This is a genomic window from Symbiopectobacterium sp. (genome assembly GCF_051710365.1).
Lineage (GTDB): Bacteria > Pseudomonadota > Gammaproteobacteria > Enterobacterales > Enterobacteriaceae > Symbiopectobacterium.
In genome coordinates this window covers 1-14,035 of the sequence record NZ_JBPETA010000078.1, presented here as the reverse complement: position 1 = coordinate 14,035, position 14,035 = coordinate 1, and the positions used below count along the sequence as shown (strand labels likewise).

Below are 14,035 nucleotides of genomic sequence, written 5' to 3'. Positions count from 1 at the left end.
TGAGATTTTTGGCCAGTGCATTAGCCAGAGCCTGCAACTGTTTTTCGTCCATAAAGTAACCTGCTTTTGATGTTGGATTGAACATATCAAAATCAGGCAATTACACAAATTTATGTACAGGCTCAACCGTTGCGGCCACCTCTTTCAAGGATCAGACCCGCTTTACCCCAGTGCTTTCTGAGGTAATCTACCGCCGGTACGGTTTGAGGTTGATGAAGAAATCCCTCACGAAAGAGCACGCTACCTTTCACTTCCGGCAGCGCTTCATTGAGCGCCAACTGCCGCCGCAGTTCAGGCACGCCGCCGTCCCGCGCCCAATCAGGCTCCTTTTGCGAAGGCACACCGACTTTATACAGTGCGATACCAATGTAGAGATGCGTTTTTGTTGGCCTTACCACATCCGCCCACCATTTTACCAGTGTGTCATAACGGACGATTTCTCGTGAAAAAGGCCAGTAGATTTGCGGGATGATATAGTCAATCAAGCCACGTTCAACCCACAACCGAGTGTCCGCATAAGAGATGTCATAGGCCGCACCACCGCGCGTATCCGAACCGCGAGCGTCATTCTCCGCATTGCGCCACACGCCCGACGGACTGACGCCAAACTCAACCTGCGGTTTGACCGCTTTGATTGCCATCGATACTTGCTCAATCAATAGCAACGTATTATTGCGCCGCCAGTCCCCTTTGACGACAAACCCCTGTCCATATTGCCTATAGGTAGCATCATCTTGCAAACGGGACGCGGGGGTTTCGTAGTAGAAGTAATCGTCAAAATGGATGCCATCCACGGCGTAGTTGTTAATCAGTTCCACCACCACATTGGTGATCCACTGACGCACTTCTGGGATACCGGGATCCAACACAAACCGATCGCTCGCCGTGCGTATCCATTCTGGGTGCAACGCATAAACGCTAGAGGGCGACGCACTAAGAGTGCGGCGCAGCGCGGCCACGGTTTTCGGCTGGGTATTGCTGGTCACACGGTAGGGATTGAGCCAGGCGTGAATGCGCAATCCACGCTTATGCCCTTCAGCCAACATGAAGGCCAAAGGATCGTAACCGGGATCTTTGCCCACCACGCCGGTTAATACATCAGACCACGGCAGTAACGCCGAGCGGTATAACGCTGTGCCATCCGGCTTTACCTGAAAACAGACCGTGTTAACTCCCAGGCTAACCAGATTGTCCAACTTGTCGATCAGCGCCTGTTTTTGTAACGCAATACGGCGCTCATCTGACGGCTCATCACTTGACGCAGGCGTCGGCCAGTCAAGGCCAGAAAGCGTGGTTAGCCAAACACCCTTGACGTTCTCCGGCACAGCCGGAGAAACGCGGACGGGAGCCTCAACCACAGCGGGAGGGATAATTTTCCCCTTACTACTGCACCCCAGCACTCCACACACCAAACACAGCAGAAAAAAGCAACGTCGATAATTCAGCATGTTTGAGCAATTCCTTGGCAGTAGAAAGGGTAGTCACGGGTTCAGGTTCGGTATTTTTCCACCAGCGCTTTGGCAATCGCCTCCGTTTGTGCATCGGCATTACCTTCAATATCCGACGGGCGGAAGTGCATTTGAAACGCGCTAATGGTCAAACGAGTTTCTTTATCCAACTCACCGTTTTGCGGAATTTTATCATAACCATACTGATGCAATGCTTTCTGAAGCGTCAACACATCGGTCGGCGCACTCGGCTGCCGTCCGGCAAGATACTTGTTCACCGTTGCATCATCAGGCCAGGCACCAACGCCCATCTCTGCAAACCGTTTCCAGGGGAACAGTTTGCCAGGATCCTGTTTACGCAGCGGTGCAATATCGCTGTGTGCCAGAACATTATCCGGTGTGATGTTGTTACGCTTGATAATGTCTTTGGTCAGCGCAGCAAGCGCGGTAATTTGCGTTTCATTGTAAGGATACCAGGTACGAACGCCAAGCATGTTATCGGTAAACCCGAGGTTAACAATCTCAATGCCCACCGAAGAGTCATTGATATTTACCCGGCCATTCCAATTACTGACACCCGCATGCCAGGCTCTCATATCTTCTGGTACCAGTTGCATCACTACGAGTTTTTTATTCCGCAGCGATGGATTTTTCGCAACCAGATAATGCGCGCTGACCTGCCCTTGGGTTAACACCTCTAGCGAACGCGCATCATTCAGCGCGGTGTAATGTAAAATCAGAAATCGGACACGCTCATTCTGGCCTTTAGCCGGATGAGTGGTATCCACGATGTAATCGCCACGATCGACTAACGTTGAGCGCGGCGTAGAACATCCGGCCACAATCAATGCGAGCACCCCCACGGTGAGCAATTTCAGCCCATGTGGGCGAGTAGTTGACGAAACAGAATTGAATATCATAGAAAAATTCACTTCCTTGGCGATCATTAACATCAACAAACATTACAATAAGCAAGTAAACAGACACTTTATTCTATAATGATTACCCGGTTGCTATTAAATCATCGCTAAACCGTTGCGATATTTAATCGTTTTATAGCATTTCCAAGGATTAATTACTCTTTTTAACCACCAATAAGTGACATTGTCACCTTGGATGTTAGGTCTATTGCATTAAACGTTTCTGTAAAACAGGCAAAAAAACGGGAGCCACCTGGCCCCCGTTTTTTCATTCGATCGATGCCAGGCGCTACAGTGCACGCTGTCGCGTTTCCTGCCCCAGCAGCAGAATCGCAAAGACAGCAAGCAGTATTGCCAGACTAAACAAGGCAAAAATACCACTGATGGGCACGGCGCTTGCGACTAAAGCGCCGACCAATAGCGGGCCAAAGATCCCACCGATACGCCCCACTGCCGCTGCCATTCCTGCACCGGTAGCACGAATCGATGTTGCGTATTGTTCTGGCGTATAGGCATAAAGCGCCCCCCAGGCCCCGAGGTTGAAAAACGACAGCAGCGAGCCGGAGAGCAGCAGTTGTGGGGCACTGGTCGCAACACCGAAAAAATAGGCGCTGATCAGCGTTCCCAGTAAATAGACCACCAGTACTGCTTTTCTCCCTGCACGTTCAATCAGCCAGGCAACGGTAAAATAGCCGGGTAACTGTGCCAGCGTCATCACCAGCACATAACCGAAACTTTTCACCATATCAAACCCTTTGAGCATCATCACGCTCGGCAACCACAGGAACATGCCGTAATAGGAGAACACCACGCAAAACCAAACAATCCACAGCATCACGCTGGCACGCCGTTGCTCCGGTGCCCAGAGTGCAGCAATCTTATGGCGAAAAGCGCTTTTTTTCTCTTTCTGGCTCAGTTGAAGATAGTGCGGCGAATCCGGCAAACGAAAGCGCAGGTATAGCGCGTAGAAGGCTGGCAACGCACACAGGATCATGGTACCGCGCCAGCCGACACTCGGCAAGGGTATAAGGAAGTAGGCGATTAACGCGGCCAGCAGCCAGCCGACGGCCCAAAAGCTTTCGAGCAGCACCACGATGCGTCCTCGCACTTCCGGGGGCACACTTTCACTGACCAGCGTAGATGCCACCGGCAGTTCGCCGCCTAATCCCATGCAGATAAAGAAGCGCAACACCAACAGGCTGCCGAACCCCCAGGCAAAGGCGCTTAATCCGCTGGCGATGCTGAACATCAGCAGCGTGATCATAAAGGCAGATTTGCGCCCTTTACGATCGGCATAAAGTCCGAAAACAAACGCGCCAACCGCCATGCCAATGGAATTGACACTGCCGATCAGCCCTAACTGCGCGGCGGAGAGTCCCCACTCCAGTTTCAGCGCCGCCAGAACAAAAGATAATAGCCCGACATCCATGGCATCAAACAGCCAGCCGGTGCCACAAATGAGCAATAACTTATTACTGGATAACGCACCCTGTCTTACCTGAGATAAAATCATGATATTGTTATGTCATCGTCAATCACGGTTTGTTTAGCATACTAAACACGCATGACGCTGTCGTGTGGCTTTTTTACTCAGACAGCACAATTTCACCTTAAGGCGGAGTGACACCATGACCGAAAAGGCGATATCGAACACCACGCCTCCCCACTATTCTACGGTTGACCAGCGTTTTCACAACGTGCGACCCAGCGTATACCTGCACATGGGCTGGCGTGAACGGCTTTCGGTACTCAGGCGCCTGTTGTTTACTGCACGATCCCGTATGCCGGAACAGCGGTTGCCAGAAGTCACGCCGAATTGGCGGGAGTTTCTCAAACCTGATAATAAAACCCGCATCATCTGGTTTGGTCACTCCAGTCTGCTACTGAACATGGGTGGCGTCACCGTACTGATCGACCCTGTGTTTTCTGCATCCGCAGCCCCCTTTCCTTTTCGCATCAAACGCTTTCAACCGCCGGTGGTCCCGATGGAAGCATTGCCCGCTATCGATGTGATCGTGCTTTCACATAACCATTACGATCATCTGGACCGCGTAACCATCGATTTTTTCCGCGATAAGAAAACCCATTTTGTTACTCCGCTTGGCATGGGAAAAACCCTGCAAAAATGGAGGATCGCCGCAGAGCGCATTACCAAACGGGATTGGTATGAAGAATGCGCGTGGAAGACACTGAGATTAACTGCGACGCCAGCGCGTCATGCCTCCGGTCGCACCCCCTTCGATCACAACCGCACACTCTGGTGCTCCTGGGTGCTACAAAGCCCGCATGAAACGCTGTATTACAGCGGAGACTCCGCCTACGATGACCACTTCACGGCCATCAGAGAACGCTTTGGACCTATCGATCTTGCGTTTGTCGAGAATGGCCAATACAACCGGCGCTGGCCCGATTCTCACATGACACCGGAACAAACCCTGCAAGCGGTACGCGATCTGGCACCACGCACTTTTGTTCCTATTCACTGGGGCATGTTTACGCTTTCACTGCACCACTGGACAGAACCCGTACAGCGCAGTTGCGCGTTGGCCGCTCAGAAAGGCATTCAGGTGATTTGCCCACGTCTGGGTGAAGTGGTGGACAGTCATTCATTATCTACACCACCGCTATGGTGGATGCCCTTTGTGCCCGAAAAGACGTCAGTTTCCCTCCCACCCGCATCACAAGGCACGGCATACTCGGAAAACGACAGCCCATAGAAAAAAACCGCCCATACGTAACGCTAAACCCAAGAAACGGCGTTGATAGGTCAAATATTTAGTGATTTTGTCGTTTCTTTATCCGTTTGACATTGCCATTTCCGTTTAAAGTACATTTTATAGTAAACTGATTTGATTTCAGATTTTAACCTTCCATTGAATAAGGTCTCTTTCTTGGCAAAATCATTACTACGCAGCGGAAGTTTGGCCGATTTTTTTGCACTGGGCGAAAATGGGCAACCGGTGTATGCATCGGCTCTTCAGTTGCGAGAAACTCTGCGTTTACGGCGACAACAAACTATCGCTGACTGTCTGGCCATTCCGCAACCGAATGAAACGGGCGATCGTCTTGATTGGTACGCTCCCGGCGAAGGAAAAGTCACCTCATGGATGGCCGCTGGTGAAGCGGAACGGGAGGCAGCGCTGGAGCAGTTGCAAACCTGCCTGACCACCGTTGCGGCATTGAGTGAACGAGCGTTGGCATCAGACAGTGCGGCGCAGCAACGATTTGGAGCCCTGCTCGCCAAGGCGTTCCAATTCCCCGCCGCAAATTACGTTTATCTGGTCGGTGGCCACCCCGTCATCACCTTTTGGGGTTTCATTAATCTTGACCAAAAACCTCGAACCGATGCCTTAGAGTGCCTGCGCGAAGCATTACCGGTCATCACGGCACAACCGTTGGTCGATCCGATTGCACCGCCCATTGCGCAACCCAACGCTGCCGCTGTCTATGCTGAGACGGCGTCGTTACCGGTTGAGCCGGAAAACGAACCCGAAGAAACGCCCAAGGCCGCTCTCCCTCCGGTGCAACAAGCGGCTCAAGGGAAATCGGCATTGCGTCGCTGGTGGTGGGTTGCACCGGGCATGGCACTCGCGGGTGCGCTGGTGTGGCAATTCCGCGCTGGCGTGCCTGGTAAACCGATAACCTCAGAACCGGTGGTTGCACATACGCCGGAAAAACGGGTACTGCCTGCCACGGAAAAACCCAAAGAGGCCGAGGCCGTCGCACAAAACGCCACACCGATAGCGCCACCGCCTGTTGCTGCTGAAACGCCGCCAGAAGCGGAAAAAGCGCCCGTGGTTGCACATCCAGAAACAGCGCCGGTGGTGGCACAGAAACCCGCTCCTGCCCCCAGCACGCCACCGGTTGAAACGGTGGTTGCAGAAACCAAGCCGGAAGAAGCCAAGCCGGTAGACAAAAATGCGCTGGTGATGCCGATATTATCGGTCAAGCTGGGAAAAACCGATTTCTTGAACGGCACCTGGCGCGTGACGGCCGATATCAAAACCCCCACCATTGGCAAACCGGCCAGCTTGCGTTATCAACTCAAAGATGGTCAGGGTACGGTGCGCCTCACTCACGGTGAAGGCGTCACTTGCCGCGCCAACGTCACTGCCGGATTGATGCAATCGGGCAACCTGATTATCAACAGCCGGGTGAAAGCACGCTGTAGCGATGGGTCACGCTATCAAATGCCAGAAATTGTTTGTTCTCAGGGGGCCAGTGGCCCGGCTGAGTGCTCAGGCCGTTATGACGACGACAACCTGATCCCTTTGACTTTTAAGCGTGAGAGCGAATAACCCTATGCTGGCCACGATTACGGACTATAAACAAAAGATCACGCTCATCCAGGACAGCAGTCTGCAATTTCTGGATTTTGCGCTTAAACCCGCTATCGATGCGCAAGGCCCGGGCAAGTTCGTCCGCAAGACGGCAAACGGCCCGCTGCTGCGCCTGATCCTCAATGAGGAGAACGGCAAATATCTCCTGCCTGCGCCGCTGGGATCAGTGCCAGAAGTGGTACGCCCTGAATCTAGCTTCTCGCTGGGCCAATCGCTGCTGCTACTGAGCAATGTCTGGCTGCCGCTCCCGTTTATGCGCTTCAACCCACCGCGTACCTTTATTGGTGGCCCGGATAACTGGGCACGCATGAAGGTCGTGACCCTGCCAAGACCGGATCAGGATGGCAATACTCACCGTATCTGCATCGTTTTCGATACCAAAGTCTATTCTGACGGCGATGAGAACGAGTTGCTCGCCCCGACCGAAAGCGACATTACTGCCGGTTTGAAGTTTACGCTGGCGTATCACAGTGAAGAGTTGGGGGAGTTTCTCGATTTAACCTGGGTCGATGGCTGGCTGCGCGAAGTCTTTACCCACCATGCCACCGAGCGTGAACAGCGCAGTGAAGCGGACCAACGCACCGCATTGCGTGGTTTTGAGTATCAGGCGCACTACCTGAACTTGCTGGATATGCTGGGCAAGCAATTGCGGATCCCGGAAATCACCCTGGTTGCAGGCACACGGCAAGAGCCGGATATCGCCGTTGACCTGATTCTGGATGTGGGCAACTCGCACACCTGCGGCATTCTGGTCGAAGACCATCCGGAGGCGCATAACGGGCTGAGCCAGAGTTATGAGTTGCAATTGCGCGATCTGGAACAGCCGCATCAGATCTACAATGAGATGTTTGAAAGTCGCATCGAATTTGCGCACGCGCAGTTTGGCAAGCCCAATTTCTCCTTGGAAAGTGGCCGCGAAGACGCCTTCCTCTGGCCTTCCATCGTGCGCGTTGGCCGGGAAGCCAGCCGTATGGCGCTGGCGCGCCTCGGCACTGAAGGTGCCAGCGGGCTCTCCAGCCCACGCCGGTATCTGTGGGATGAAGAGAGCTACACTCCCGGCTGGCGATTCAGCAAAACCGTCGGCAACGCCGCGCTCGAGCCGCACGCCATCGCCGCACCGTTCACACATTTGATCAATGATGAAGGCCAGCCTCTGTTTACTGTGCCGTTCGACGATCGTCTTCCGGTATTTTCCGCACAATATAGCCGCAGTTCTCTGATGACGCTGATGCTGTGTGAACTGCTGGCACAGGCGTTGAGCCAGATGAACAGTGCGGCGCAGCGCGCCAAAATGGTGAATGACAGCGCACCGCGCCGCCTGCGTAACATCATTCTGACGCTGCCCTCCGCCATGCCAAAACCTGAGCGCGAGATATTCCGCCGTCGCATGCAAGAAGCCATTGGTCTGGTCTGGAAAGCGATGGGATGGCACCCGGCGGATGATGGCTTCAATACGGAACAAGAGAAAGCGGCCAGCCGCTTCCCCGTGCCTGACGTGCAAATGGAGTGGGATGAAGCCACCTGCGGCCAGATGGTCTATCTCTACAAAGAAAGTCAGGTCAATTTTGGTGGCAACACCAAAGCCTTTTTCGCTAGCCAGGCGCGGCCAGACCGGGTGCGCGATGCCGATGAGCAGCCGGGACAAACTCTGCGCGTTGCATCGATTGATATCGGCGGTGGTACCACCGATCTCGCGGTAACGCAGTATACGCTGGATGATAGTATCGGCAGTAACGTCAAAATCAGCCCATTGCTGATGTTCCGAGAAGGTTTCAAAGTGGCGGGCGACGATATATTGCTGGATATGATCCAGCTCTACGTGCTGCCTGCACTACATGCGTCACTGAAAAAAGCCGGGATCGCCACGCCGGACAGCCTGATGGACAAGCTGTTTGGCAACGCGGGCAGAATGGATGGTCAATCTACCCTGCGTCAGCAGTCCACCCTGCAAATCCTGATGCCGATTGGGCGTGCAATCCTCGAAGCCTATGAAGGGTTCGATCCGCTCGACATGAGCGCCGAACTGGAAGCCAGCTTTGGTGAACTGCTGCCGCAACGTCCCACCGGCAAGGTGCTGGACTATTTGAACGGCGAAATCCAGCGTGAACAACCGGCGGATGCTGCCGCGTTTGATATCCTGCACACGCCGCTTATCGTTCGGCTGAGCAAGTTGCACGGCGAGTTCTTATCCAACCGCATCAGCATCACGCAAAATTTGCGTTCTCTGTGCGAGGTAGTGGCACTCTATGATTGTGATGTGTTGCTGCTTACCGGTCGCCCGTCGCGTTTCCCCGGCATACAGGCACTGTTCCGTTACCTTCAACCGTTGCCCATCAGCCGCATCGTGTCGCTGGATGGCTATCACACCAGCGATTGGTATCCGTTCAATAAATTCGGCCGTATCGAGAACCCGAAATCCACCGCGGCAGTTGGCGCCATGCTGTGCTTGTTGGCTCTGGACCTGCGCCTGCCGGGCTTTTATTTCAAAGCGGGGGATTTTGAACCCTACTCCACTATCCGCTATTTCGGCATGATTGATGCCAACCAACAGTTAACACAGGATAACCTCTACTACAGCGATATCGATCTGGATGCCGCCGATTTTGAATTGGATAAACGCGGCTACTTCTCGGTACGTGGCGGTATTGGGCTTGGTTTCCGTCAGTTGGATAACGAACGCTGGCCCGCTACGCCGCTTTACACGCTGACCATTATCGATCAACCGCTGGCCCGCAAGCTTGCGGGTGACAGTGTATTGCATCTGCGTTTAGCGGTCGCGCGCGAGGCGGGGCAACCTACGCCAGAACGTTTCGAAATCGCCGACGCCACGCTACAAGATGGCAGCAAGGTTCCGCTTCACTATCTGCGGCTGCGGCTTAACACGCTGGCTGACAGCGCTTCCGGCGCAACACACTACTGGATCGACAGCGGGAGCGTATTCAGCAAATGAGAGCACTGACGCCAAAACAACTTTCGACCCGGTTAACCACGCAGTTGACTGCCGCATCAGAAGGCATTGAGCAGGCCATTGAGTGGGTAGAGGCCAACCGTCCCCGCTCACCGCGTTTGGAAATGGAAGCCGATACGCTAACCATCAAACTACGCCGTCATCGTAACAAGGCACAACGGCTGGCCGACAGCGCCGGAAAAGAGATGGCCATCGGGCTGTTCGGTCAGGCACAGGAAGGCAAAACCTACCTGATTTCCGCGTTAGCCGCGGGAGAAAATGGTCGATTGGAGAGCGATCTCGGCGGCCATACCCTGGACTACCAGGCGCATATTAATCCTGAAAGCCAGCTCGCCGGGCTGGTAACCCGCTTTACCCGTCAGCCTGGCGTGAAAAACGCCACCTATCCGGTTCAATTGCTGCTGTTAAGCGAAGCGGACATCGTCAATATTCTGGCACAGGAGTATTTGTCCACGGCCGTTGCACCTCCATCTCCCCGTAGTTTGGCCGAAGATGAACAGCAACTCGTCGAGCAGATGGCGCTGTTGGCGATGCATCGTCAACCCGAGACAATCCCCGGATTCAGTAGTGATGAAGTCATTGCCCTGTGGGACAGCCTGGCGCGTCACGATGGCAAACGGCAAAAATGGCTCGAGACCCACTTCTGGCCCGCCGCTATTGCCCTTACCCCGGCGTTGACCATTGACGATCGGGCGCGGTTGTTCTCCGTGTTGTGGCAAGGCAAAGAAGAGTACACGGCGGCCTATCGCCAGTTTGCGCATACGCTACAGCGGCTGAATTACAGCTATAAAGTGCTGGCACCGCTCAGCGTACTGGTCGATGACGTCTTGCTGCCTACCGATGGCATCATGAACCTGTCAACCGTCGCCTACCTCAATACCTCGTCCGATCCCAGCGTGCATGTGCGCCCGGTCATCAATAATCGGGCCAGCAAACCGGTTGAGCTTTCTCTGGCGGAGCTGGCTTTCCTCGCCGTTGAACTGGTGGTGACGCTACAGTCACCGACGCGTGAGCCCCTGTTTGAGCAAGTCGACCTGCTTGATATTCCGGGCTTCAATCCGCTCAGCAACGTACACGCCGCTTCCAGTAGCGATCGCGAGCATGGCGCAGTACAACGTTATCCGGTGCTGATAAAAAACCTGCTGCAAGCCAAGGCCAGCTATTTACTGGAACGGTACACTGAGCAGCACGCCATCAATCTGTTGATGATCTGCACGGCGGTAGATCGTCGCGCCGATGTCAAAGCAGTCGGTAAAGCGCTCGACTACTGGGTGAAACAGACGCAAGGGGAAACTGCACAGCAGCGTAGTCAGCATAAACCCGGCTTGATTTGGGCGGTAACCAAATTCGATCAGCGAGTCATACACAACACCCACTACGATGAAGGTGTTCAACGCTACGTGGGTAATCCGGGAGAATCCTGGGGAACCATGCTGGCAACGGACGAACGCGGTGTAAAACGCATGGCTAACTGGCTGAATACCGAAGTCAAACGGGAAAACAAGCTGGCACGACTGTCAGAACAGTTGCATGACATGCAAAATGAACTGTTCGAGCACATTCTCGGCGGCTGGTATCAGTCTGACAGTGAAATTTCGGCGATGAGAAAGCAGAAAGTGGCCGAATCCGTGTTGAAATCACTTCAGACGCGACCAGGCGTACATGGCGAATTGCTGGAGCGCATGTTGCCGACGCGGGATGAGTTGCACCGTCTTTATCAGCAGCAGCGTCAATCCGGCGTTAGCCTTGTCGCCCATCCGGCCCTGGATAACATCAGTGCCATGACCAACGCCGATCCGTTTGGCATCGGCATGGATATCGATTTATTCAGCGACACACCGCTGGATGTGACACAGACCGATGAGTCCCAAGCGCCGAGCGATGTGGATACCAATGCGGCCTTTGCCAGTCAGGTCTTGCGCTTTTGGATAAACCATATGCGCAACCTGCCGGACAACGCGCCGCTGGTCGAATTGCTCGGGTTGAGTAAACCGACGCTGGAAATGCTGATGGAAGAAGTCATCACCGCTGGTCTGCGTCAAGGCATCAATCAGGCGCTGCACACGACGCTGAACCAGGTCGATCACCCCAGCGCCTACACGGACAATGAGATCGACAGTCAGGTTTCTCGCGCACTGACGGTGCTCGGCGATTATATCGCCTGGTTAGGTTTCCAGAAAATGCCCGAGGAACAGCGCCCGGAAAGCCGTATTAACCGTGGACGTAAAATCTTCGCCAAGCCGGAAAAACAGGCTGCCAGTTGGGGCAGCGCCAAGCGATTGACCAAGTTGTCGCTCACACCGACCAACAATACGGCATTTTACGTGTATGACTGGCTGGTTGGGCTCAATACCCTGATTCTGCAAAATGCCGGGCATTCAGCCGGTGGTGAACTGGATGCTGAACAGCGCAAACAGTTGGGTGCCATTTTGCAAATTTTCAAGCCCACTCCCTCTGGCGAAAAATAAGTGCCCCACCCCTGCTCAACGCAGGGGCAAAACCTCCGCGTCAGGCCGTTTACGGATAGCTTTCAATATGGGTCGCGTTCATCTCCAATGTGGCGAGTAATGATGAATGCGGGCTATCGATGATGTAATCACGCAGTCGCCCCAGACTAACGTCATAATCAGACACGCAGCATTCGGCGTAGTACAGATCGTTTTCATCTGCCATCGCTGCAACGTAGCGCTCAACGGCGCGCTTGATATCCGATATCGTTATTTCGGGAGCCGACGTCGACGCCTGTGTGGTTTTTGCCTGTTCCAGCAGCGGTGTACAGGCTTCTTTCATCGTCAGACTTCTTGGCGATTGCGTGGACAACACCTCGCAGCTCCCAAATTTGTTGACGTGGCATTTTATGATGCTGCCCAGAGTGACCACGCGATCGCCACGTGCCAGCGCCGTCATCGCGTGGTGTACCTGCTCTTTATATTCAGGATCGCAGGCGATCAAATAGAGACAATTGGCGTCGGTGATATCCTCAACGGGGCGGCCCTTGACCGACATACTTTGCGGATCGAAGCACGCCATCCCTAAAGCCTGTGACGATGAGGTAGGCGGATCAATTCCCAGCAGCACGGTAGCGCCGCGACCTCTGTCGTTAGTTGCACCGTTCCCGCCCATAAAGGTATTAAAATAGCGTTGATCCGAACCGTAAACAGCCAGTTTTTCCGCCGCTATCGTGGCAAAGGCTTCAAGACTGTCGCGATGTGAAAGGCAGCGTTGGGTCCCATCAGGCCCGTATTCTATGTCGATGACCCGCCAGTTGATGTCCTGATACCCATTGCCTTGCAACTGGGCATGAATAAAGGACTCCATCAGCAACCCACCTGCCCCAAGTGAAATCAACGTCAGCGGTTGATCCCGGTTGGGCATCGTCTGCCGAATATGATTCATCAGCGTATTGATATAGCTCACCCGACTGTGCAGCGAGGAGACATCATCATGCTCACACCAGAAAAGTCGGTCCTGAAAACGATAAATCAATTGTCCATGCGGCTGGAGATGGGTTTTATTCATTACTGCGGTGGGCGTCAGAGCAGCATGCTGCCGATCGCGGGAAGAAAGCGGTAACAGGGCGATAGATTCGGAAGTCACTGTTGGCAACATGGCGATATTCCGTGGAATTCTGTGGATTACACGATAGCAGTTGCCGGGTTAGCCCGCGTTGTAAAATCCGGTATCCCACCGCATCAGGCGGTGGGAACCTGTGTCATCATCGTCATCATCGTCATCATCGAGAAAAACACTCAGGCAAAGAAGCCACTCAACAGCCCTACACCAAGCAGCGCAGAGCCTGCGCCGATAACGCGCGGCCACCACACGCTGCGTTTCGCCGCTAGCATGGCATAGCCCAACACCAGCCCACCGATGTGCAGCAGCGCAGTCGCGACCACCATCCCTGACAAAGCAGCAAAGGAGTGTGACAGCTCTGCGCCGTGCGCCAGACCATGAAACAGGGCAAAAGCGCCGACCAGCACAGCGCCGGTGGAGGCTGACAGTTTCAGTTGCATGGCCACCATCAGCCCCAGAACCAGCAGCGAGGCGGCAACAATATGTTCGGTCGCCGGCACAACCAGCCCCGCCATCCCAATCAGTGCGCCCACCAGCAACAGACTGGCAAAGGAGATCGGTGCCAGCCACCATTTTTTGGTATTCATGGCGCTCCACACACCGACCAGCGTCATGGCAAACAAGTGATCGAGGCCAGTAAGCGGGTGGATAAATCCCTGCATAAAGCCAGTCACATGGTGGGCGCCATCATCGGCCCCGATATGGGCAAAGGCAGCAACGGGCAAGGCAAATAAAGCAGCAGTAAACAGTACCTTCATTGGGTTATTCATTTTCAATTCCATTAAC

Annotated in this window: 9 protein-coding genes; 4 read left to right on the top strand and 5 right to left on the bottom strand. The window is 54.1% G+C overall.

The features are described from left to right. Window positions 1–122: 122 nt before the first annotated feature. The 3 genes from ACTBDZ_RS09145 to ACTBDZ_RS09135 form a co-directional block, all read right to left on the bottom strand. Complete coding sequence (locus ACTBDZ_RS09145) at window positions 123–1,448, bottom strand: glycoside hydrolase family 10 protein (RefSeq protein ID WP_438815084.1); 1,326 nt, start codon at window positions 1,446–1,448, stop codon at window positions 123–125. A gap of 41 nt (window positions 1,449–1,489) precedes the next feature. Then, window positions 1,490–2,326, bottom strand: coding sequence for an N-acetylmuramoyl-L-alanine amidase (locus ACTBDZ_RS09140; RefSeq protein WP_438815085.1), 837 nt, complete (start codon window positions 2,324–2,326; stop codon window positions 1,490–1,492). A gap of 331 nt (window positions 2,327–2,657) precedes the next feature. Beyond that, window positions 2,658–3,881 (bottom strand): MFS transporter, encoded by a 1,224-nt coding sequence (locus ACTBDZ_RS09135; protein WP_438815083.1) that lies wholly within the window; start codon window positions 3,879–3,881, stop codon window positions 2,658–2,660. Window positions 3,882–3,996: 115 nt separating this feature from the next. Between ACTBDZ_RS09135 and ACTBDZ_RS09130 the strand changes: the two genes are divergently transcribed. The 4 genes from ACTBDZ_RS09130 to ACTBDZ_RS09115 all read left to right on the top strand — a co-directional run bounded on the left by ACTBDZ_RS09130 (window position 3,997) and on the right by ACTBDZ_RS09115 (window position 12,144). Then, window positions 3,997–5,085 (top strand): MBL fold metallo-hydrolase, encoded by a 1,089-nt coding sequence (locus ACTBDZ_RS09130; RefSeq protein WP_438815082.1) that lies wholly within the window; start codon window positions 3,997–3,999, stop codon window positions 5,083–5,085. A gap of 174 nt (window positions 5,086–5,259) precedes the next feature. Next, complete coding sequence (locus tag ACTBDZ_RS09125) at window positions 5,260–6,666, top strand: SrfA family protein (protein ID WP_438815081.1); 1,407 nt, start codon at window positions 5,260–5,262, stop codon at window positions 6,664–6,666. Between the two features lie 4 nt (window positions 6,667–6,670). Continuing rightward, window positions 6,671–9,658, top strand: coding sequence for a virulence factor SrfB (locus ACTBDZ_RS09120; protein ID WP_438815080.1), 2,988 nt, complete (start codon window positions 6,671–6,673; stop codon window positions 9,656–9,658). Continuing rightward, the gene (locus ACTBDZ_RS09115; RefSeq protein WP_438815079.1) at window positions 9,655–12,144 is read left to right on the top strand and encodes a putative virulence factor; all 2,490 of its coding nucleotides are present in this window, start codon (window positions 9,655–9,657) and stop codon (window positions 12,142–12,144) included. Before ACTBDZ_RS09120 ends, ACTBDZ_RS09115 begins: the two co-directional genes overlap by 4 nt. Before the next feature lie 49 nt (window positions 12,145–12,193). On the opposite strand, the gene ACTBDZ_RS09110 is transcribed toward ACTBDZ_RS09115, so the two are convergent. Together ACTBDZ_RS09110 and ACTBDZ_RS09105 are read right to left on the bottom strand one after the other, a co-directional pair. Further along, window positions 12,194–13,285, bottom strand: coding sequence for a hypothetical protein (locus tag ACTBDZ_RS09110; RefSeq protein ID WP_438815078.1), 1,092 nt, complete (start codon window positions 13,283–13,285; stop codon window positions 12,194–12,196). 140 nt (window positions 13,286–13,425) lie between these two features. Then, on the bottom strand, window positions 13,426–14,035 hold a 610-nt coding region (locus ACTBDZ_RS09105; RefSeq protein WP_438815077.1), incomplete at its 5' end, for a HupE/UreJ family protein.

Excerpts from the sequence above, each read along its gene's own strand:
- ACTBDZ_RS09110 (WP_438815078.1), bottom strand. The coding sequence starts at position 13,285 with ATGTTGCCAACAGTGACTTCCGAATCTATCGCCCTGTTACCGCTTTCT.
- ACTBDZ_RS09120 (WP_438815080.1), top strand. The coding sequence starts at position 6,671 with ATGCTGGCCACGATTACGGACTATAAACAAAAGATCACGCTCATCCAG.
- ACTBDZ_RS09145 (WP_438815084.1), bottom strand. The coding sequence starts at position 1,448 with ATGCTGAATTATCGACGTTGCTTTTTTCTGCTGTGTTTGGTGTGTGGA.
- ACTBDZ_RS09115 (WP_438815079.1), top strand. The coding sequence starts at position 9,655 with ATGAGAGCACTGACGCCAAAACAACTTTCGACCCGGTTAACCACGCAG.
- ACTBDZ_RS09135 (WP_438815083.1), bottom strand. The coding sequence starts at position 3,881 with ATGATTTTATCTCAGGTAAGACAGGGTGCGTTATCCAGTAATAAGTTA.
- ACTBDZ_RS09130 (WP_438815082.1), top strand. The coding sequence starts at position 3,997 with ATGACCGAAAAGGCGATATCGAACACCACGCCTCCCCACTATTCTACG.